This window comes from Streptomyces sp. NPDC007164, from assembly GCF_040634135.1.
GTDB lineage: Bacteria > Actinomycetota > Actinomycetes > Streptomycetales > Streptomycetaceae > Streptomyces > Streptomyces sanglieri.
On sequence record NZ_JBEYFB010000008.1, the window covers coordinates 172,029 to 192,222 of the forward strand.

Consider the following 20,194-nt stretch of genomic DNA (forward strand, 5'->3'; position numbering starts at 1 on the left):
AACGATGCAGACACAGGGACAGAGGGGAAGCGCGAGACGGAAGGGGTCGCCACCGTTCCGGAGCGCGGGCCGGTACGGGCCGCCGCCGGCGCCGGCGCTGTCCGCGGTACGCGCTCGGGTACGGCAGTGGGAGCCCCCGCCGGCCAAGCGCGTACTGGACGTGACCCTCGGCTCGGCCCTCCTGACCCTGGCCGGCCCGCTGCTCGCCGCGGGCGCCCTCGCCCTGGCGGCGCGGCGGCCCCCCGGCGGCGTACTGACCCGTTCCGACCGGGTCGGCCTGGACGGCCACGTCTTCGTACTGCGCTCACTTCGCACCCGGCGGCTGCGGCTGGACCTGCTCTCCCGGCTGCCGTACGTCGTCCGGGGGGACCTCTCACTGGTCGGCCCGGAACCCCTGGCACCGGGCGACCCGCGGACCGGCACCGACCCCGCCGGAACCTCCGCCTCCCCCGGCGCGAGACACTGGCGGCAGGAACTGAAACCGGGCCTCACCGGCCTGGCGCAGATCCGCTCCCGTTCCGGGATGCCGTGGGACGAGCCCGCCCTGCTGGACCAGCACTACGCCGAGCACCACGGGGTGCGGCTGGACCTGGCCATCCTGGCGAGCGCCGTACACACACCGCTGCGCGAGGCGGCCCGAGGGCTAGCACGGCGCGGCAAGGCAGGCCCGAGCGACACAGATCACCGCCCCTCCGGCTACAGCACGGCGGAAGAAGTGGGTAGTGTCGGCACGGACTGATTAAGTTACTGCTTAGTAATGCCGGATAATCGCCAGTACTCGTCTCATTGACGCCGGATCCCACCCTCCCCACCTCGCAGGCCCGAGGAGCCCCCAATGCAACTCGCCGCGATCATCGTGTCGCTGGTTCTGATCGTGGTCGGCGTGGCCCTGTTCGTCCGCGCCCTCCTGCAGATCTACAACTTCATGCGGCTCGGCCAGAACGTGCCCGCGGGCACCCGCACGGACGAGCCCGCACAGCGCACCGTCACCGTGGCCAGGGAGTTCCTCGGTCACACCCGGATGAACCGCTGGGGCATCGTCGGTGTCGCGCACTGGTTCGTGGCGGTGGGCTTCTTCTCCCTGCTCCTGACGATCGTCAACGCCATCGGCCAGCTCTTCAAGGCCGACTGGCTCCTGCCGGTCATCGGCGACTGGGCGCCGTACAACGTCTTCGTCGAGTTCATCGGCACGATGACCGTGCTCGGCATCCTGACCCTGATCGTGATCCGCCAGCTGGCCCATCCGCGCAAGCCGGGCCGCAAGTCCCGCTTCGCCGGGTCCAACTTCGGCCAGGCGTACTTCGTCGAAGCCGTCATCCTCATCGTCGGCGTCTGCATCTTCATGCTGCACGCCCTCGAAGGCGCCCAGCACCACGTCGCCGGCTACGAGTCCTCCTTCTTCATCTCGTACCCGGTCGTCAACTGGCTGGAGGGCATGGACGTCTCCACCCTCCAGAACCTCACCTACTTCTTCGCCGGCCTGAAGATCGCGACCTCCTTCATCTGGATGATCACGGTCGCCCTGAAGCAGGACATGGGTGTCGCCTGGCACCGCTTCCTGGCCTTCCCGAACATCTGGTTCAAGCGCAACGCCAAGGGTGAGACCTCGCTCGGCGAGCTGCTGCCGATGACCTCCGGCGGCAAGGAGATCGACTTCGAGGACCCGGGCGAGGACGACGTCTACGGCGTCTCGCAGATCGAGCACTTCTCCTGGAAGGGCCTGCTCGACTTCTCCACCTGCACCGAGTGCGGACGCTGCCAGTCGCAGTGCCCCGCCTGGAACACCGGCAAGCCGCTCTCCCCCAAGCTCCTGATCATGTCCCTGCGCGACCACGCGCACGCCAAGGCCCCGTACCTGCTGGCCGGCGGCGGCAAGGACATGGAGGGCAACGAGAAGGCGACCGAGGAGCAGCTGAAGGACGTCCCCGCCGCGGCTCTGGCCGAGGCCGAGCGCCCGCTGATCGGCACGGCCGAGGAGAACGGCGTCATCGACCCGGACGTGCTGTGGTCCTGCACCACTTGCGGTGCGTGCGTGGAGCAGTGCCCGGTCGACATCGAGCACATCGACCACATCGTCGACATGCGCCGCTACCAGGTGATGATCGAGTCCGCGTTCCCGTCCGAGGCGGGCACGATGCTCAAGAACCTGGAGAAGAAGGGCAACCCCTGGGGCCTCGCCAAGAAGCAGCGCGTCGAGTGGACCAAGGAGGTCGACTTCGAGGTCCCGATCGTCGGCAAGGACGTCGAGGACCTCACGGAGATCGACTACCTGTACTGGGTCGGCTGCGCGGGAGCCCTCGAAGACCGCGCCAAGAAGACGACGAAGGCCTTCGCGGAGCTGCTGCACATCGCGGGCGTCAAGTTCGCGATCATGGGCGGCGACGAGAAGTGCACCGGTGACTCGGCCCGCCGGCTGGGCAACGAGCCGCTGTTCCAGCAGCTCGGCCAGGAGAACGTCGCGATGCTGAACATGGCGTTCGGCGAGGATGACGAGGACGAGGCGACCAGGAAGCCGAAGTCGTCGAAGAAGATCGTCGCGACCTGCCCGCACTGCTTCAACACGATCGCCAACGAGTACCCGCAGCTCGGCGGCGAGTACGAGGTCATCCACCACACCCAGCTGCTCCAGCACCTCATCGACGAGGGCAAGCTGATCCCGGTGACCCCGGTCGAGGGCCTGATCACGTACCACGACCCCTGCTACCTGGGCCGTCACAACAAGATCTACACCCCGCCGCGCGAGATCATCGCGAAGGTCCCGGGCCTGCGCAACGAGGAGATGCACCGCCACAAGGAGCGCGGCTTCTGCTGCGGCGCCGGTGGTGCCCGGATGTGGATGGAGGAGCGGATCGGCAAGCGCATCAACAACGAGCGCGTCGACGAGGCTCTCTCCCTCAACCCCGACATCGTCTCCACCGCCTGCCCGTTCTGCCTGGTCATGCTGACCGACTCGGTCAACGGCAAGAAGAACGACGGCAAGGCGAAGGAGTCGATCCAGGTGGTCGACGTCTCGCAGCTGCTGCTGGACTCCGTGAAGACCCCGGCCGACCCGGCCGGGGAGGCGGAGTCGGCGGACGCGCCGGAGCCGGAGCCGGTGAAGTAACCCGGCGAGCCGCACGACGGAAGCGGCCGGACCTGCCCAGAGGGCGGGACCGGCCGCTTCCGCTTTTCCGTACGCGGCCGGCTCCGGCCTTTCCGTACGCGGCCGGCTCCGGCCTCAGGGCCCTGGGGCGGTCCCCCCGGGGTTCCCCTAGGGGATGTCACAGCTCGGCGGCAATGGCGGGCAGGTTCCCCGGGCCCCCTGACCGCACCGGCCCGGACCAGGTACGTTCGATGACGTGGCTGGATTCAGGATCGGACGCGGCCGGGACAACCGCACCCCGCAGCAAGCGCAACAGCAACCGCGGCAGCAGCCGTACGGCACACAGGCACCACCGCCGTACGGTCAACAGCCCTGGCCGCCGACGGGAGGCAACACGGCCCCGCCCCCGCCCCCGTACAACAACGGCGGACACGGCGGACACGGCAACGGCGGCGGCTACAACGGCGGCGGCCACGGCGGCGGTCATGGCGAACCGGAGTACTTCGGCGACCCATACCAGCAGCCCCAGCATCCCCACCAGCCCCACCAGCCCCAGAACCCTCACGGTTCCCCGCAGCACGGCGACCCGTACGCCAACTCCCCCGGCCACACCCAGGCATTCAGCATCGGCGAGGACCCGTACGGCCCCGGCGACACCTACCACGCCGGCCAGGCCCCCGCCCAGCCCACGGGCCCCCGGCTGCCGTGGAAGCAGCTGCTCAGCGGCATCGTGCTCCGCCCGGGACCGACGTTCTGGCAGATGCGCGACTACCCCGTCTGGGGTCCGGCGCTCATCGTCACCTTCCTGTACGGCCTGCTCGCGCTCTTCGGCTTCGACCAGGCCCGGGACGACGCGATCCACGCGACGATCTCCACGGCGGTGCCCTACGTCGTCATCACGGGCCTCGGCTTCGTCATCGGCGGCCTGGTCCTCGGCGCGGTCACGCATACGCTCGCCCGCCAGCTGGGCGGCGACGGCGCGTGGCAGCCAACGGTGGGCCTGTCCATGCTGATCATGTCGATCACGGACGCGCCCCGCCTGATATTCGCGCTCTTCCTCGGCGGCGAGAACTCCCTGGTCCAGATCCTCGGCTGGATCACCTGGCTCGCCTCGGCCGCGCTGTTCACCTCGATGGTGAGCAAATCGCACGACCTGCCCTGGCCGAAGGCGCTGGGCGCGTCCGCGATCCAGCTGATCGCCCTGCTGTCGATCATCAAGCTGGGCACCATCTGACGCCCGCCCGCGCATACCCCCGAAACCCCCGGCACATCCCGTGCGCCGGGGGTTTCGGAGTCCCCGGGCGAAAGATTTCGAAATCCATGGGCGAGTGATGTCGAGAACCCGTGGCGTGCTCCGTCCCAGTGGTGAGCGCGACCACAATGGTCCGCACCGGCACCGAGGAGAACACGATGGCCAAGTACCTGCTTCTCAAGCACTACCGCGGCGCCCCGAGCTCCGTCAACGACGTCCCCATGGACCGGTGGACGCCGGAGGAGATCTCCGCGCACGTGCAGTACATGAACGACTTCGCGGCCCGGCTGGAGAAGACCGGCGAGTTCGTCGACGCCCAGGCGCTCGCCCCCGAGGGAACCTTCGTCCAGTACGACGGCGAGGGCCGCCCGCCGGTCACCGACGGTCCGTTCGCCGAGACCAAGGACCTCATCGCCGGCTGGATGGTGATCGACGTCGACAGTTACGAGCGCGCCGTCGAGCTGGCCGGGGAGCTGTCGGCGGCCCCCGGGGCGGGCGGGAAGCCGATCCACGAGTGGCTGGAGCTGCGCCCGTTCCTGACCGCGATGCCCACCATCACCGAGTGACTTCGTCGATGAACGAGGCCCTGCTCCGGAGCCTCACACCGAGCGTGCTCGGGATCCTCGTCCGCCGCGGAGCCGACTTCGCGGCGGCCGAGGACGCCGTGCAGGACGCGCTGGTCGAGGCGGTCCGCGTCTGGCCGGCCGATCCGCCGCGCGACCCGAAGGGCTGGCTGATCACCGCGGCCTGGCGCAAGTTCCTCGACGCGAGCCGGGCGGAGACCGCCCGCCGCCGGCGCGAGGACCTCGTCGACGAGGAACCGGCGCCCGGCCCCGCACCCTCGGCGGACGACACGCTCCAGCTCTATTTCCTGTGCGCCCACCCGTCGCTGACCCCGTCGTCCGCCGTCGCGCTCACCCTGCGCGCCGTCGGCGGGCTCACCACCCGCCAGATCGCCCGGGCCTACCTGGTGCCCGAGGCGACCATGGCGCAGCGCATCAGCCGTGCCAAGCGCACCGTCTCCGGCATCCGGCTCGACCGCCCCGGGGACGTCGCCACCGTGCTGCGCGTCCTCTACCTGGTCTTCAACGAGGGCTACTCCGGTGACGTGGACCTCGCCGCCGAGGCCATCCGGCTCACGAGGCAGCTCGCGGCCGCGATCGACCACCCCGAGGTGTCGGGGCTGCTCGCGCTCATGCTGCTCCACCACGCCCGGCGCGCCGGGCGGACCGCGCCGGACGGCAGCCTGGTCCCGCTCGCCGAGCAGGACCGCACCCGGTGGGACACCGGGGCGATCGCCGAGGGCGTCGAGATCCTCCAGGCGGCCCTGGCCCGCGACCGGCTGGGCGAGTTCCAGGCCCAGGCCGCCATCGCGGCCCTACACGCCGACGCACCCACCGCCGAGGAGACCGACTGGGTGCAGATCGTCGAGTGGTACGACGAGCTCGCCGGCCTGACCGACAACCCGGTCGTCCGCCTCAACCGCGCGGTGGCCATCGGCGAGGCGGACGGACCACGCGCCGGCCTGGCAGCACTCGCAACGCTGGACGACTCGCTCCCCCGCCACACCGCGGCAGCGGCCCACCTCCACGAACGCGCCGGCGACCTGACGACAGCGGCACGCCTCTACGCGGAGGCGGCCAGAAAGGCACCCACCCACCCCGAACGCGACCACCTGACCCGCCAGGCAGCCCGCCTCAACGCCCGGAACCGCCACTGACCGGCCCGCATCCGGGCCGTATCCGGAGCCATATCCGGAGCCATATCCGGGCCCGCCCGTCCGGGGATCAGGCGTCGAGAACCTGCCCGCTGCGCCGCACGACGGGTTTGTCCACACTCCACGGGAAGTTGATCCAGCGGTCGGTCTTCTTCCACACGTATTCGCACTTCACCAGCGAATGCGACTTCTCGTAGATGACCGCGCTGCGCACCTCGGCGACATGATCGATACAGAAATCACGCACCAGCTTCAGCGTCTTCCCGGTATCGGCGACATCGTCGGCGATCAGGACCTTCTTGTCCGAGAAGTCGATGGCATTCGGAACGGGCGCCAGCATGACCGGCATTTCCAGGGTGGTGCCCACCCCGGTGTAGAACTCCACGTTCACCAGGTGAATGTTCTTGCAGTCCAGCGCGTAGGCCAGTCCACCGGCGACGAATACCCCGCCCCGCGCGATGCTGAGCACCACATCGGGCTCGAACCCGTCGTCCGCCACGGTCTGCGCCAACTCACGCACGGCGTGCCCGAACCCCTCGTAGGTAAGGTTCTCCCGCACCTCGTCCACGTTCACGTCATCGCTCACGGACGTCACACCTGGGTCCGATGGAAATTCATGAAGGAACGCGACGCGGTCGGCCCACGCTGGCCCTGGTACCGCGACCCGTACCGCTCGGAGCCGTACGGGAACTCCGAGGGCGAGCTCAGCCGGAACATGCACAGCTGCCCGATCTTCATCCCCGGCCACAGCTTTATCGGCAGCGTCGCCAGATTCGACAGCTCCAGCGTCACATGCCCGGAGAAACCGGGGTCGATGAACCCGGCGGTCGAATGCGTGACGAGCCCGAGCCGCCCCAGCGAACTCTTGCCCTCCAGCCGCGACGCGAGATCGTCGGGCAACGAAATGACTTCGTACGTCGAAGCGAGCACGAACTCACCGGGGTGCAGGATGAACGCCTCGTCCCCGTCCGGCTCGACCATGCGAGTCAGATCGGCCTGCTCGACGGCCGGATCAATATGCGGATAGCGGTGGTTCTCGAACACCCGGAAGTAGCGGTCGAGCCGCACATCGATGCTCGAGGGCTGCACCATCGACGCGTCGAACGGATCAATGCGCACACGTCCGGCGTCGATCTCGGCCCGGATGTCCTTATCTGAGAGAAGCACGCCCCGAGGATACGCAGAACGCGCGGGCCCACCCCAATCCGGGACCACCCCGCGCGCCTGCCACCGCCTCTGCCGCCGCTACCGCCGCTCGAACACCACGGGCACGGCATGCCGCAACCGAGCGCAACGCGGACAGCGAATAAGCCGCCCTGGACCGATCCGCCCGGCCCCGAGCTGCTGCATCGGGAACGAAGCGGTAGCGAAAACGTGCCCTTCGGCACAGCGGACGACGGTGCGCTCCATGGAGTCCATCAAGTCCCTTCCCCAACAAGCCTTGGACGAGAAAGCCACATTAGGGGATGAACAGGACGCCACTCCAGGCGGCACTCCGACCACCCACGCTACGCCCCCAACTCCCGCCCACGACACACGCATCCACCCTCCCACCACAACGAAAAGGCCCCACGGCGCAAACGCCGGGGACCAGGCATGGGGTACAGTGTGGAGCGGTAGACGCCGCTCGGGCGGCACACCTCGCGGGTGTAGTTTAATGGTAGAACATGAGCTTCCCAAGCTCAGAGCGCGAGTTCGATTCTCGTCACCCGCTCTTTGATGAAGGCCCTGGTCAGAGACCAGGGCCTTGTTTGTTGTCTAGACCACTTTTAGGGCCCGTGCCATTCGCGTGCCATAACGACCCTCCCGACCTGCATCAATAGTGGATCCGTCACTCCCCAGGCCGAGCGCTCCGCTACCAGGTCCCGCATCGTGAGATCACTTCCAAGTCGCCTGCGTCACATCCACGGTGCGGACGGTCTGCTCCTGCCCGATCAACGCCGCGCGGCCCGTGGGGCGGATGGTCCGAGCGGGCGCGGCACCAGCGGGTGAACGGTCGCGCCACCACTCCCCGTGGCGGCGGCCGACTGCTGGCGGCGTACGTCGAGATCGATGTTGGCGGCAAGCCTGCGCTGGTGTTCCTTGGTGGAGTGCTGGTAGATCAGTTGCGCGCGCTCGGAGGACTGGCCGGCTCGGACCATGAGGTCCTTGAGCTTGGCACCGGTGTCGGCCGCGAGCGTGTTGCCTGTGTGCCGTAGGTCGTAGAAGCGGAAGCCTTCGGGCAGCCCGGCCTTGTCCCGGGCCCTGCGCCACTTGCGGCCGAACGTAGTGCCGCGCAGTACCGCCCCCCTCTTGCCGACGAAGACAAGCCCGTCCGGCCCCGGCTGGGCAAACCATTCCAGGTGTCGGCGAACGTCCTCGTGGAGGAATGACGGCAGCACGATCTCCCGTCGGCCCGCCCGGGACTTGGGGGCGCCGACCACGCGGCGACCTGTGTTGAGCTCCGGTGCGGCACGGCGAACCCAAAGCGCACTGGAGTCGAGGTCCACGTCCCGCCGCCGAAGCTCGGCGAGTTCCTCGGGTCGCATCGAGGCGAAGGCTCCGAGCAGAACCATGAGGCGCCAGCGCAGGCCGATCACCTCTGCCGCGGCGAAGACCTGGTCGACCGTCGCCACGGGTCGCTCGTCAGCATCCTCGCGACCTGCCCCGCGGATACGGCAGGGGTTCTTGCGCAGCATGTCGTCCTCGACGGCGGTCTCCATCACGGCCTTGAGAAGCCGGTACGACTTGGCCACCGTGGTGGCACCGGTGGCGGACAACCGCTCCGCCCGCCAGGCTCTGACCCGAGCGGGGCTAATCATGTTGACGTTCATCTCGCCGAACGTCGGCTCCAGGTGAAGCCGGAACAGCCGGCGGTACAACTCAGCCGTGGTCGGGGCCAGGCCGCGTTCCGCGATCCAGCGCGTGGCGTAGTCGGCGAACAAGACTTCCCCGGCGGTCGGGTCGAGCCAGTCGCCCCGCATCTGCTCCGCTTGGATCTGGATGAGGAACGCCTCCGCATCGCGCCTGGTCTCGAAGGTTTCCGGCGCGGGCCGCAGGGTGTCATCGGCCGTGCTGGGGTAGCGGGCCTGGTAGCGCCCTGAGGGCAGTTGTCGTATCGCGCCGAATGTGCGGCGCGGAGCCTTCTGGCGCGGACGGGCCATCAGGCCGCAGCCCTGAATCCGGAGCGGAGAGTACGGACCGGCTCGACCGTCCGCGCCTCCACGTAAGCGTCCAGCGCGGTGTCGGAGATGCGAACGTGCTTGCCAACCTTGACATACCGGATGCGACGCTCGGAGACGAGTCGACGGATGAATCGCTCACCGACACCGAGACGTTCGGCTGCCTCGGCCACGCCGAGAAGGCGGTCAGCCATTCGAGACCGCCTCCTCCCACGTGTCGGCGGGCCATGGGGTGGTAATCACTGCGGGTCGAGGCAAGGATGTTCCTTCTACGAGGCGGCGGGTCAACAACCGATGCGCCCATGCGGGGGCACGCCCGCTGAGGCAGACGTACGGGCATCGCGACCGCTTCGAGCTATCGCGCTGCCCCCGCTGGGACTATTTCGGCATCTCGTAAGTGATACCTCTGCATCGCCGGTTTGGTTAACCGGCGATGTGCGTCTATGTTGCCTCGACTCCCAGCAGATTTCGGGAGTATCGGAGTTGGGGATCCGGCCCAAATTTTGCTGACCTGAAGCCAAAGGTGAATCGGTCACGGGCGCCATCAGCATGAACTTCTTGGTGAACGGCCGATTCGGGTCTATCGTTTTTGGACCGCGTTCCGCCGGCGTTCGCCGTCGGCTGCTCGCTTTGTGCGAAGTAACCCTGGACTTGCGCGAGGCGATGTGGCTTCCTTCTTGGTCCAGTCGCTGAAATGAAGGCCGCCCGGATCGGCCTTCGGTGCGCCAGCTCCGTCCGACGGCAGCACCGCCGTCGCGGCGATTCGCGGCCACCACCACCCCCTGCTTCGAGGAGCCGCCGAACCATGAGCCACGATGCCCGCGTCTGGGTATGGGACCACAGCCTCAGCAAAGGCACTGCCCGCATGGTCCTCACCTTGATCGCCGATCGCTGCATCGACCACACCTGCACGGCCTACGCCTCCGTCCCAGCCCTGATGCGACGCGCGAACGCGTCGCGCAGCGCCGTTCGGGACGCGCTGGACAAACTGGTCGCCAGCGGCGAGATAGTCCGCCTCGACGGACGCAAAGGGCCTCGCGGGGAATCGTATTACCGCCTCCCCGAAGCCGCCCGTTTCATGACCGAGGACGTTCGAAATCCGACCCATCAGGAGGGCCAGATTCCAACCCCCGAGGTACCGGAATCCGATACCTCCAGCAGCAATGCGGACGGGCCGGAATCCGACCCCGGGGTACAGAATCCAACCCCGGGGGGTGCCGGATTCCGATACCTCGGGGGAGCAGAATCCGACCCCCAGAACAGAAGTGAACCAATAGGAACCAGTAGGTACAGCAGCAGTGCACCCATCCCCGCCTCTCAATGGCAGATCGACGCGGGCAGCGACTCCTGGCTGCGGAGCGAGGGGCACCTCACCCGCCTTGGCGAGGAGGGCGTACGAGTGGCGGACGACAAGTGGCGGGCCTTCCGGGCCGGCGCGTCTCCACGCTCGAGTGCCGCGTGGGGTGCCGACTGGCGAGCGTGGATCACTCGCGAGCGGAGCCCCGCCCCAGTAGCGCCCCACGCAGCCGCCAGCCCCAGTGGCGGGTCAGCGAGCCCCAAAATGACCCGGTCGGAGGCGCACCTGACAGCTCTGCTGGCAGCCCTCGATGAACCGGTCCCGACGGTGTAGCGCCCTCGCCTGCCCGGCTGGTCCGCGAGGTGCGGGGACAGTGGGGACCGGTCCCCGCACAGCTCGGTTCGCTGGGTACGGTCCCCCTGACGGGCAGTCGGGGACCGGTCCCCGACTCAGGTGGGGACCGGTCCCCACCAAGTTCACCCCTGTCCCCTGCCTCTTCGGGGACCGGTCCCCGAAGAGGCAGGGAAACCGCAGGTCAGTGCGGACCGTCTACGCCATACGGTCGGCCCCCGAGCTCACGCCTCAGGGCTCAGAGCTGCGGGACCAGGCCAGCGGGGGCCGGCAGCCGACGCAGTCGGTCCCCGCCGCGTGTGCAACGAGCCGTGCCCAGGTCCCTCGGATCGGCATCGTGCTTCATGCCGGTAGCTGCCAACGGGTGCTGGCGAAGCATGTGACGGCGGAGTCGAGGAGACGGCCGAACTCTGCCGGGGTGCTGATCCGGGGACCTTCGGTGAGGACCTCGTACTCGGTCAGCGCATCGAGGTCTGCCCAGCCTCCGCGATACAGGACAAGGTGTAGTTCTGCCCATCCGTCACTGCCTTGGATGCGCAGACCGATCGAATCCGGATCGCTTACACGGGCCCGGTCGGTCTCCAGCGGCTGCGGCCAAGGCGCAAGGCCGTCCCGCCAGGTGATTGGACGGGGAGCGAGTCCCGCCGCACTCCAGGCAGAGAGGCGCTCGGTGATCTCGGCGGCGGCCGAATCGAGATCGATGACGTGGTCCATGGAGCAATCCTCCCCGGTCGCCCCTCACCCGCAAGGCCCTGACCGAGTTCCGGCCAGCCCAGCCGTCCAGGGCCGACGACCAGTCAACGTTCGACACCCAACCCCCACCTCGGAAAGAGTCCCATGTACGGCGCGCAGCACGAACCCCCCAGCAGACCGAGACAGCAGATGAATCGCCCCCAGGCACCAGGCGAAGCAAGGTATGGCGTTGGACCGTCCAAGGGCCGGTCCAACGCAGAAGCCTCCGCCCCGGGGGTGGCGGAGGCAGACCCCCGGCGCGAGGGCGCACCGGGGACAGGGGGTGTGCGTGCCACCGACGAGGCCGCGCTGCGTCGTGTCGCCCGTCGCCGTGCCCGGCAGGACGTGCAGCGTCGAGAGCGTGTCGATGTCCGCTACAGCGTCGACGAGAAGCAGGCGATCCTCGCCGAGGCCCGTCGTCACAATCTGGCCGGCGCGCACCTCGTCGGCGCCATCGTCATGGCCCATCTGGACAGCGACCTCGCCCTGCCCGCCGAGCGTGCCGCCACCGATGACCTGATCGACGAGTACGCCGCCCTGCGTACCGAGCTCGCCAGGATCGGCACGAACGCGAACCAGATCGCCCACCGCCTCAACGCCGGCGGCGACGCACACCCTGCGGACGCCGCCGTCCTCGCCGAAGCCCACCGGCTCGTGGCGACCGTGAGGCAGGCGGTCACGGCGGTCGACACCGCCGCCGATGTGGCCGCCACGAACCGCCGGGCGGTCTGATTGATCGCGAACATCGTCAAGCCCGGCCACAAAACACGGGGCGTCCTGAACTACCTGTACGGGCCCGGCCGCGCCAACGAACACACCGACCCCCACCTCGTCGCCTCCTTCGACGGCTTCGCACCCGACCCCGGCCGCGACCCCGACGCCACCCTCGCCCAACTCGCCACCGTCCTCGACCTGCGGGTCAAGCAGGCCGGCCACAAGGCCCCGAAGAACCACGTCTGGCACTGCTCGATCCGGGCCGCCCCCGAAGACCGCCATCTGACCGACGACGAGTGGGCCGCCATCGCCCGCCGCGTCCTCGACGCCACCGGAATCGCCCCGGCCGACGACCCCGACGCCTGCCGCTGGGTCGCCGTCCGCCACGCCGACGACCACATCCACATCGTCGCCACCAAGGTCCGAGGAGACCTCCGCCCGCCGAGGAACTGGAACGACTTCCTGCGCGCCGACAACGAACTGGTCGCCATCGAGAAGGAGTACGGGCTCCGCCAGGTGCCACGGGGCGACCGCACCGCCTCCAAGCGGCCGACCCGCGCCGAGCAGGAGAAGGCCCGCCGGACCGGCAACGCCCGAACTGCCCGGGAACACCTGCGCACCGTCATCCGCACCGCCGTCTCGGCGGCCACGAACACCGAGGAGTTCTTCCGGATCGTCGAGGGGGCCGGAGCCCTCGTCGACGTCCAGTACTTCCCCTCCGGGGAGGTCCGCGGCTACAAGGTCGCCCTCGACGACGACACCAACGCCCACGGCGAGCCCGTCTGGTTCTCCGGCTCCACCCTCGCCCCCGACCTCTCCTACCCAAAGATCGCCGAACGCCTGACGGCCACAGCCTCAATGTCGGCGGAACGGACTGATGCCCCGGCCTGGCAGCGACTCGCCCGCGCCGTCGACGGGATACCCGACCGCCTCGCCCACAGCGAGGACGACGCCGGACAAGCCCACATCACCGTCCTCGCCGAAGCCCTCGACGCACTCCCTCTGCTCGCTCCGGCCGCCATCCGGCCCCGGCTCGTCGAGGCCGCCACCGCCTTCGAGCGCGCCGCCCGGTCCCGCGTCCGCGCCCATCACCAGCAGGCCCAGGCCACCCGCCGGGCGGTGAAGGCGATCCTGCACGAACCCGCGCCGAAGGACGGAGCCCTCCTCGCGATCGTCCTCGACGCTCTCCTGCTCGCGGTCATCGCCGCCCAGCACTGGCACCGCGCCCGCGGCCACCACCAGCAGGCCGAGGCCGCGCAGCGCGCAACCACGCACCTCCGCGTGGCCTACCGGGCCGCAGCCACCGAGCCCCTGACCGCGCTCCGCCACCGGGGCCGGCAGCTCGCCCCATGGCTGCTGAAGCAGCAGGCCGCCGCAGTGCGCCGAGCACTGCCTGACCTGGCCGAGCAGATCCTCGCCGAACCCGGCTGGCCCGCCCTCGCCACCACCCTCAACGACGCCACAACAGCCGGCCGCGCTCCCACCGCGCTCCTCATCCAGGCCGCCCGCCACCGAGAACTCGACACCGCCACAAGCCTCAGCGAAGTCCTCACCTGGCGCTTGAACCGCCTTCGAGAACCCGTCGTCAGGAAGCCCCCGCGCAACAAGATGGAAGGGCGAGCCCAGCCCGGTTCCGCCACCACACCGCGAGCCGTGCCGTCGGCTCGGTCAAGGACCCGGTGACTTGGAAACGGCCCGAGCTTCGCCCAGGGCCGGCCAAGTGGACTGTCACTGCTCGTAGGCCCATGCGCGGCCGGTCTGGCGGTACTGCTCGACGGGGATGGGGGTAACGCCGGTGCGCATCCGCGCGGTATAGAGCAGGCCGTCCAGGTGGTCGATCTCGTGGTGGATCAGGCGGGCGAGTCCGCGTTCGTAGGTGGTGGTCACCAGCTGACCGTCCAAGGTCGTGGTCTCCACCGTGATCCGAAGGGGCCGGGGCACTAGGCCGCGGACGTCGAAGAACGACAGACAGCCCTCGTACTGCTCGTCCGCGTCGCTGGAGCGGTCGGTGATGCGGGGGTTCAGCAGCACGACCGCAGGGGTGCCGGGGGGCTGGACCACGGCAGCGGCCCTGTCGATCCCGATCTGAGGGGCCGCGAGACCCATGCCCTTGGCGAACGGGTGAACCTGCCCGATCCGCTCCATGGCGGCGAACATCTGCTCGACAGCCTGCTCGGCCGCCTCGCGCTCGGACGGCAGAGTGAAGGCGCGGGCGGGCTCGGCGAGAACTGGAGCCCCATCCTGCACGACGCCGAGGTCCCGCATCTGCTCGCTGGGCCGCGCCTGGTTCACGTGAACTCCCCTTGATTCATGTCCCGTTCGGTTCGGCCTCGGAACCGCCATTCCAGACGGTACCGGGCGTGGAGTGCGGGTGTGGAGGTGCTCCAGGAGAAGATCCGCATCCCGTTCTCCTCGCGCTGTATCGGGGCCGTCCGCAGCGGTGCGGCCTCGGCAGTCATGGAGGTTTCGGTGCCCCACACGGCGGGGTCGAGTGCGGTGGGGAAGGCGAGTTCGACCGCCAGGTGCTCGGTAGGCAGGCGGACGGCACGCTGGAACCAGCGGCCCCACTTCTCGTCGCCCACCGAGTAGGCGTACTCGATCCAGACCGACTCGCCCGGGTAGAGGGGGAAGCGGCCCTCGCTGTTCTCGAACGCCAGCCACACCTCCTTGAAGGCGTCGCGGTCGTGCTTGGTCTGCCAGTGCATCGCCTCGCCGCAGCAGGTCGCGGTCAGGGCGAGTTCGTCCCAGGTCAGCGGGTGTTTGCGGTAGTGGGCGTTGGAGCGTTCGGGTTCGCCGGGGTAGCGGTCGACGCTGATGCGGATCAGGTAGCGGGTGATGGGTTCGCTGCCGGTGTTCCGCAGCAGTCGGCGCATCGTCAGCCGGTAGTGGCTGCCGTCGTAGTCCAGACGGGCCGCGTCGTGCTCGACGACGATCGCCGAGCCGGTCGCGTACGGCTGCTCGGCTCTGCGGGGAGCCGGCGCCAACGGCGCCGGTGCGGTGCGGGCCTTGGCCGCCTCGTAGTCACGCCACCGCCGCCAGATGGCCTTGCCCGCGTTCAGCGCCTCCTCCGCGCGCAGCGCGAAGTCCTCCGTCGGCTTGTGTCGGCCCGACTCGACATGGCTGACGTAGGACGGGTCGAAGCCCATCCTTCTGGCTAACTCCCGCTTGGCGAGGCCCCGCACCTCGCGCCAGTGAGCCACATCCGCCGCGAACGCCTCGGCCGCTTGCTCGGCCGTCAAGGCATCATCCCGCGCGTCCATCAAAGCCCCCGCCCTGGCTGCCGGATGAGATGAATGAACCGTGAGTGATCTCGATTCACCATTCTGTCATGGTCGCAGTCACGCGTTTCCTTCCTTCACTGGCCCAGGTCGATCCCCGGGCCCCAAGAAGGAGGGTCGCAGCGATGCGCGTGCTGTATCTGCTCAATGTCTCCAACAGCAGTCAGCTGACTGCCGATTCCGGCTTCACCTTCGCCGACCTGCTCGCCCCGGCCCTGACCGACGCCGGGGCGGAGGTGACCGTGGCCTCTCCCGTCCCGATCGGCGACGCCCGCGTGCACTTCGCGCTCACCACGACGCCGTCCACCAAGTACCGGGCTCGCTTCGACCCGGGCATGGACGCCCTGGTCGCCCTGTTCCGTGACCGGCGGCCCGAGGTAGTGGTGGCCAACCAGATCGAGGCCGCTACCGCGATCCGGGCCGCACTCGTGGAAGCCGGGGTGGACGCGCTGGTCGCGGGCTACTGCCACTACCTGCCGTTCTCCATCGCCGACACCGGCACGGGCGCTGCGGAGCTAGACCCGGCGATGGACGACGGCGGCCTCGGCCGGAGCGTGCTGCTGGCCTTCGCCGCCGGTCTCGCAGCCTGTGACCGCGTCCTGGTCCACTCCTCCACCGCCGCCTCCTGGACCACGGCGGCAGCCGCCCGCGCCGACGTCGACCTCAGCGAGAAGCTGCACATCGTCCCCGCCCCCAGGGACGTACGGCTGGTGCGCGACCCTGCCGACATCACCCCACCCGAGGGCCAGGCCACCGGCATCTACAACCACCGCCTGTACGCGCACTACGGCACCGCCCGCTTCACCCAGCTCGCCCGCCACCTCGTCGCTGACGCCCCGGTGCGGCTCACGGTGATGGACCTGTTCGGCACCCGCAGCCCCGAACGCGTCCGCCTCGACCCCAGCCCCGAACGGCACCTGGAAGAGCTCGCGACCACGGACGGCGTCACCATCGCCTCCGACCGCGGCGACCGCGTCCGCTACCACGACCTGCTGGCTGGCGCCCACTTCGGCATCGCCCCCTTCCGGCCCGGCTGCCCCTGGTCCATGTCGGTCATCGACTGCCAGGCGATGGGCCTGCCCGTAATCGGCCCGCGTACTGGCTGGCTGGCCGAGCACATCGACAACGAGCTGCTATTCGACACCGACGAGCAGGCCATCCGGATCGCCACCCGCCTCGCCACGGACCCCGAGTTCTACCTCCTGCACGCCAAGCGCGCCCACGCCTCCACCACCGATCTCGCGCCCGCCGCGGTGGCCGCCCGCTACCTGGAGGCGATCCAGTGACCGGCTTCGACGCGGTCCAGCTCTCCTACGACGAGCCGCTGGCCGGCTCCCTGCACACCCGCCTCGCCCGGGTACTGGGCGGCAGCGTCAAGCGCCTGCACGGGGTCCGCGGGATGCGGCGTGCCTACCGGCTCACCGCCGAGCTGGTCGACACCGAGACGTTCTTCCTCGCCGACGGCGACTTCGCCATCGACCCCGAGTTCTCCGCCGCCGCGGTGGAGCCGCTGGCCGACGGGGTGGCGATGCGGGTGTGGCAGGCCGTGAACCCGGTCAACGGCCTGACCTACGGATACGGCGGACTCAAGCTGATCAGCCGTACGGCGTTGAGGGAGATGGGCCAGGCCGTCGACGTGCTGGCCGCCCTGCCCGGACGGGTCGAGTTCTACCGCCAGACTGCTGGCATCACGCGGTTCAACCAGAGCCCGTTCCACGCGTGGAAGGCGGGCTTCCGCGAGTGCGCGATGCTCGCGCGCGGCAGCGAGTACGGCATGACCGACGCCTCCGCCCAAGAACGTATCGGCGCGTGGACATCCAGTCGCGACGGCGAATACGGCCCCTACGCGGCGTCCGGCGCCCACGACGGGCTCGACTTCGCCAAGGCCGCCGCCCGCGACCCGCAGCGCTTCGAGGTGCTCAACGACCCGACCTGGCTGCACCGGCACTTCACCGCCTTGTACGGCGAGCAGGCGGTCACCGGGTGAGCAACGCACCTGGGCCGCTGGTGTTGATCGAGCCATACGCGCACCGGGGCGGCGGCCACCACCAGCACACGCTGACCGCGCTCGCCGCCGCACAGCCGAAGAGCCTGGTCGTGGCTCCTGAGGGGCTGGGCGAGGGCCTGGGCCCGCTGGCCCGGTCCGGTGCCCGGATCGCCGCCGGGCCAACCGGGGCGGCGGCGAGGGTCCTGCTGGCCGGGGCGCGGGCGGCGGGGCGTGTCTCGGCCGCCAGTCAGCGGGCCTTCGCCTCCCGGAGCTGGCCGCGGGGAGCCCGCAGGTTCCCGCACCAGGTCACGCTCCTCGCCCGGTGTCTGGCCGAGGCCGCGTGCCTTCGCACCGCGCGCCGCCTCGCCCCGCGGCCGGCGGCCGTGGTGATCCTCAGCGCGAGCGAGGCCCTGCACGGCATGGCCGCCCTGCTCGGCGGCTTCCCTCACCTGCGGTTCGTCCACGAGGTGGTCACCACCGAAGACCGTCCGGTCCGGTGGCTGGGCCGGCTCGCGCGCCAGGGCGAGAAGCAGGTGGTTACGCTGTGCCCGACTGCCGACGTCCGCGACCAGGTCGCAGCGGCCTTCCCCCACCTTCGCTGTGAGGTGCGGGCGTTCGCGGTCGACGACGGACGGCGGCTGACCGACGTCGAGCGCGACGGCGCCCGCGCCGCCCTCACCATCCCGACCGACGCGAGGGCGGTGTGCCTGGTCGGCGGCTGGTGGCCGTACAAGGACATCGCCACCGTCGACGCGGCCCTCGCCCGCCTCACCACCCCGCTGCACGTGCTGGTGTGCGGCACCCCGCTGGACGACGACGTCCTCGATCGCTGGCACCGGCTGCCCCACGTCCGCCTCCACACGGTGCCCGGCCCGGTCGCCGACGAGGTCCTGCGGCTCGTCTACGCCGCCGCCGACGCGGCCCTCGTCGCCCGCAAGCCCGGGGTGGGCAAGGAGTCGGGGCTGGTCATGGACGCCGTACGGCTCGGTGTCCCACTGATCGTCTCCGCACACAACCGCGAGCTTTCCGCTCGGTTGAGCGGCCAGCCGTGGGTGAGGCTCTTCCCTGCCGGAGACCCGGATGCTCTCGCCGAGATGCTGGACAAGCTCACGTCCGAGGCGCCCGCCCGGCCGGGGCCAACGGCGCCGACAGTGCTGGACATGTACCCGGCGGCCGAGCAGACCGCCTTCCTCACCGACACCTACGCCCACCTCCACCTGACCAAGGAGCGCTGCTGATGTTTGTCCCTCCCGCCCTGGTCGCGGTCATCGGCCCGGTCGAGCCGGCCCTGCTGGCTGCCTGGACCGCCCACTACCTCCGGCTCGGCATCGAGCAGTTCCACCTTGCCTTCCATTTCCCCGACCACGTACCGGACGCCTGGCGGCACCAGCTGATCGCGGCCTGCAGCGACTTCGGCATTGCCCCCGCCCAGATCAGCACCGGCCCCTGGCACGAGCACACCAACACCCAGCTCCGCGACTCCCTGCGCGAGCAGGCCGGGACCGGCTGGCACCTGCTCGCCGACTCCGACGAGTTCCAGACCTACCCCGCCCCGCTCACCGTCGTGCTCGCTCAGGCCGAGAAAACCGGGCAGAAAGTGGTCGGCGGGCTGATGCTCGACCGCGTCACCAACGACGGCCGCCTGGCCATGTGGCGCCCGGAAATCGGCCTTGACCGGGCTTTCCCGCTCGGCGGACACCTCACCCGCCGCCTCCTCCAGGGTGACCCACGCAAGATCGTCCTCGCCCACTCCTCGGTGACCATCGCGTCCGGAAACCACCGCGCACCGGGCCACAAACCCGACCCGAGCACGCTCGCGTGCGTGCACCATTTCAAGTGGCGTTCGGGTGTCCTGGACGACCTGCGCCGACGGGTCAAGCGGTTCACCTCCGGCGAGTGGGCCGAGCACACCCCGGCCGTCCGCAGCGAGGCGTCCCGCCTGCTGCAGCACATCGACCGCCATCGCGGCCGCATCGACGTCTCCGACCCCCGCTTGTCCTTCCGTCATGTCACCCTTGACCGGCTGCCGGACGGCTGGGCCGCCGAAGCCGCCCAGCTCGCCACCACCTGGCGGCCTCCGCGGCCTCAGAACCAGCCGGATTCCACGGTCTCCTCGCCCTCGCCCTGAGGTACCTCGAAGCGGGCGAAGAAGTCGTCCAGTGCCTCAGGAGTGACGAGCAGCGCGTTCGCGTCTCCCCGCGCGTTGCGTTCCGCCAGCCTGCGCAGCAGCTCCTCGCGCTCCACCGGGAAGTACAGCAGCCGCCACCGGCCGCCGGCGGCCTCCACCAGTTCCTTCATCTCCTCGCGGTCCTTGCGCGGCCACAGCCCGTGGTCCCAGACCACGTCCCGGCCCTCGGCGACCAGCTCAGCCAGTCGCCGGTACAGCTCGGCGATCACCGGAGTCTCCTTCTCGAAGTACGTGTTCTCCGGGTAGTCGACGCCGTACCGACCGTGCCGCTCGTAGACGACCTCGTCCACCGACAGCCGCACCGCTCCCTGGGGCTCCAGCACTCGCTGGGCGTAGGTCGTCTTCCCGGAGCCTGTGAGCCCGACCAGCAGGTACACCACCGCAGCGTCGCTCACAGCCACGAACAACTCCCCTCAGCACCGCCAGCGTTCTCTC

19 protein-coding genes and 1 tRNA gene are annotated in these 20,194 nt (G+C 69.7%); 12 read left to right on the forward strand and 8 right to left on the reverse strand.

Features of this window, described 5'->3' with window-relative positions; genetic code table 11:
- Positions 1 to 4: 4 nt before the first annotated feature.
- The 5 genes from ABZ622_RS14415 (at position 5) to ABZ622_RS14435 (ending at position 6,054) form a co-directional block, all read left to right on the forward strand.
- A complete protein-coding gene (locus tag ABZ622_RS14415; RefSeq protein WP_360542885.1) occupies positions 5 to 739 on the forward strand; it encodes a sugar transferase in 735 nt (244 codons plus the stop codon).
- A gap of 96 nt (positions 740 to 835) precedes the next feature.
- Positions 836 to 3,103 carry a (Fe-S)-binding protein gene (locus ABZ622_RS14420; RefSeq protein WP_360542887.1) on the forward strand — a complete coding sequence of 756 codons (2,268 nt, stop codon included), beginning with the start codon at positions 836 to 838 and terminating at the stop codon, positions 3,101 to 3,103.
- A 235-nt stretch (positions 3,104 to 3,338) separates the two neighbouring features.
- Positions 3,339 to 4,316: a Yip1 family protein gene (locus ABZ622_RS14425; protein WP_360542889.1), complete on the forward strand. Its 978-nt coding sequence runs from the start codon at positions 3,339 to 3,341 to the stop codon at positions 4,314 to 4,316.
- Between the two features lie 176 nt (positions 4,317 to 4,492).
- Positions 4,493 to 4,900, forward strand: a complete 408-nt coding sequence (locus ABZ622_RS14430; protein ID WP_360542985.1) for a YciI family protein — start codon at positions 4,493 to 4,495, stop codon at positions 4,898 to 4,900.
- Between the two features lie 8 nt (positions 4,901 to 4,908).
- On the forward strand, positions 4,909 to 6,054 hold the full coding sequence (locus ABZ622_RS14435; protein WP_360542987.1) for a DUF6596 domain-containing protein: 1,146 nt from the start codon (positions 4,909 to 4,911) through the stop codon (positions 6,052 to 6,054).
- A gap of 67 nt (positions 6,055 to 6,121) precedes the next feature.
- Here the strand turns inward: ABZ622_RS14435 and ABZ622_RS14440 are convergent, their stop codons facing one another.
- Both ABZ622_RS14440 and dcd read right to left on the reverse strand, forming a co-directional pair.
- Entirely contained in the window at positions 6,122 to 6,619 is a 498-nt protein-coding gene (locus ABZ622_RS14440; RefSeq protein WP_360542989.1) for a phosphoribosyltransferase, read from the reverse strand.
- A gap of 23 nt (positions 6,620 to 6,642) precedes the next feature.
- Positions 6,643 to 7,218 carry a dCTP deaminase gene (gene dcd / locus ABZ622_RS14445; protein ID WP_072487843.1) on the reverse strand — a complete coding sequence of 192 codons (576 nt, stop codon included), beginning with the start codon at positions 7,216 to 7,218 and terminating at the stop codon, positions 6,643 to 6,645.
- 476 nt (positions 7,219 to 7,694) lie between these two features.
- Between dcd and ABZ622_RS14450 the strand changes: the two genes are divergently transcribed.
- Positions 7,695 to 7,765, forward strand: a tRNA-Gly gene (locus ABZ622_RS14450).
- A gap of 220 nt (positions 7,766 to 7,985) precedes the next feature.
- Here the strand turns inward: ABZ622_RS14450 and ABZ622_RS14455 are convergent.
- The 3 genes from ABZ622_RS14455 to ABZ622_RS14465 form a co-directional block, all read right to left on the reverse strand.
- The gene (locus ABZ622_RS14455; protein ID WP_360542891.1) at positions 7,986 to 9,194 is read right to left on the reverse strand and encodes a tyrosine-type recombinase/integrase; all 1,209 of its coding nucleotides are present in this window, start codon (positions 9,192 to 9,194) and stop codon (positions 7,986 to 7,988) included.
- Entirely contained in the window at positions 9,194 to 9,406 is a 213-nt protein-coding gene (locus ABZ622_RS14460; protein WP_360542893.1) for an excisionase family DNA-binding protein, read from the reverse strand. The genes ABZ622_RS14455 and ABZ622_RS14460 overlap by 1 nt, the downstream gene beginning before the upstream one ends.
- Positions 9,407 to 11,202: 1,796 nt before the next feature.
- Positions 11,203 to 11,574, reverse strand: coding sequence for a hypothetical protein (locus tag ABZ622_RS14465; RefSeq protein WP_360542895.1), 372 nt, complete (start codon positions 11,572 to 11,574; stop codon positions 11,203 to 11,205).
- Between the two features lie 303 nt (positions 11,575 to 11,877).
- Between ABZ622_RS14465 and mobC the strand changes: the two genes are divergently transcribed.
- Positions 11,878 to 12,324, forward strand: coding sequence for a plasmid mobilization relaxosome protein MobC (gene mobC / locus ABZ622_RS14470; RefSeq protein ID WP_360542897.1), 447 nt, complete (start codon positions 11,878 to 11,880; stop codon positions 12,322 to 12,324).
- The gene (locus ABZ622_RS14475) at positions 12,325 to 13,989 is read left to right on the forward strand and encodes a relaxase/mobilization nuclease domain-containing protein (protein ID WP_360542899.1); all 1,665 of its coding nucleotides are present in this window, start codon (positions 12,325 to 12,327) and stop codon (positions 13,987 to 13,989) included.
- Positions 13,990 to 14,034: 45 nt separating this feature from the next.
- On the opposite strand, the gene ABZ622_RS14480 is transcribed toward ABZ622_RS14475, so the two are convergent.
- Together ABZ622_RS14480 and ABZ622_RS14485 are read right to left on the reverse strand one after the other, a co-directional pair.
- A complete protein-coding gene (locus tag ABZ622_RS14480; protein WP_360542901.1) occupies positions 14,035 to 14,598 on the reverse strand; it encodes a peptide deformylase in 564 nt (187 codons plus the stop codon).
- Positions 14,595 to 15,545, reverse strand: coding sequence for a helix-turn-helix transcriptional regulator (locus ABZ622_RS14485; RefSeq protein ID WP_360542903.1), 951 nt, complete (start codon positions 15,543 to 15,545; stop codon positions 14,595 to 14,597). The genes ABZ622_RS14480 and ABZ622_RS14485 overlap by 4 nt, the downstream gene beginning before the upstream one ends.
- Positions 15,546 to 15,709: 164 nt before the next feature.
- Between ABZ622_RS14485 and ABZ622_RS14490 the strand changes: the two genes are divergently transcribed.
- Genes ABZ622_RS14490 through ABZ622_RS14505 form a run of 4 tightly spaced genes read left to right on the forward strand, consistent with a single transcriptional unit; the run spans position 15,710 to position 19,699 of the window.
- Complete coding sequence (locus ABZ622_RS14490; RefSeq protein WP_360542905.1) at positions 15,710 to 16,870, forward strand: glycosyltransferase family 1 protein; 1,161 nt, start codon at positions 15,710 to 15,712, stop codon at positions 16,868 to 16,870.
- Positions 16,867 to 17,571: a hypothetical protein gene (locus tag ABZ622_RS14495; RefSeq protein WP_360542907.1), complete on the forward strand. Its 705-nt coding sequence runs from the start codon at positions 16,867 to 16,869 to the stop codon at positions 17,569 to 17,571. The genes ABZ622_RS14490 and ABZ622_RS14495 overlap by 4 nt, the downstream gene beginning before the upstream one ends.
- Entirely contained in the window at positions 17,568 to 18,809 is a 1,242-nt protein-coding gene (locus ABZ622_RS14500; RefSeq protein WP_360542909.1) for a hypothetical protein, read from the forward strand. The genes ABZ622_RS14495 and ABZ622_RS14500 overlap by 4 nt, the downstream gene beginning before the upstream one ends.
- The gene (locus tag ABZ622_RS14505; protein WP_360542911.1) at positions 18,809 to 19,699 is read left to right on the forward strand and encodes a hypothetical protein; all 891 of its coding nucleotides are present in this window, start codon (positions 18,809 to 18,811) and stop codon (positions 19,697 to 19,699) included. The genes ABZ622_RS14500 and ABZ622_RS14505 overlap by 1 nt, the downstream gene beginning before the upstream one ends.
- On the opposite strand, the gene ABZ622_RS14510 is transcribed toward ABZ622_RS14505, so the two are convergent.
- Positions 19,657 to 20,160, reverse strand: a complete 504-nt coding sequence (locus tag ABZ622_RS14510; RefSeq protein ID WP_360542913.1) for an ATP-binding protein — start codon at positions 20,158 to 20,160, stop codon at positions 19,657 to 19,659. The two genes, ABZ622_RS14505 and ABZ622_RS14510, sit on opposite strands and share 43 nt — an antisense overlap.
- Positions 20,161 to 20,194: the final 34 nt, after the last annotated feature.

Excerpts from the sequence above, each read along its gene's own strand:
- ABZ622_RS14415 (WP_360542885.1), top strand. The coding sequence starts at position 5 with ATGCAGACACAGGGACAGAGGGGAAGCGCGAGACGGAAGGGGTCGCCA.
- ABZ622_RS14420 (WP_360542887.1), top strand. The coding sequence starts at position 836 with ATGCAACTCGCCGCGATCATCGTGTCGCTGGTTCTGATCGTGGTCGGC.
- ABZ622_RS14430 (WP_360542985.1), top strand. The coding sequence starts at position 4,493 with ATGGCCAAGTACCTGCTTCTCAAGCACTACCGCGGCGCCCCGAGCTCC.
- ABZ622_RS14435 (WP_360542987.1), top strand. The coding sequence starts at position 4,909 with ATGAACGAGGCCCTGCTCCGGAGCCTCACACCGAGCGTGCTCGGGATC.
- ABZ622_RS14455 (WP_360542891.1), bottom strand. The coding sequence starts at position 9,194 with ATGGCCCGTCCGCGCCAGAAGGCTCCGCGCCGCACATTCGGCGCGATA.
- ABZ622_RS14460 (WP_360542893.1), bottom strand. The coding sequence starts at position 9,406 with ATGGCTGACCGCCTTCTCGGCGTGGCCGAGGCAGCCGAACGTCTCGGT.
- ABZ622_RS14465 (WP_360542895.1), bottom strand. The coding sequence starts at position 11,574 with ATGGACCACGTCATCGATCTCGATTCGGCCGCCGCCGAGATCACCGAG.
- ABZ622_RS14490 (WP_360542905.1), top strand. The coding sequence starts at position 15,710 with ATGCGCGTGCTGTATCTGCTCAATGTCTCCAACAGCAGTCAGCTGACT.
- ABZ622_RS14505 (WP_360542911.1), top strand. The coding sequence starts at position 18,809 with ATGTTTGTCCCTCCCGCCCTGGTCGCGGTCATCGGCCCGGTCGAGCCG.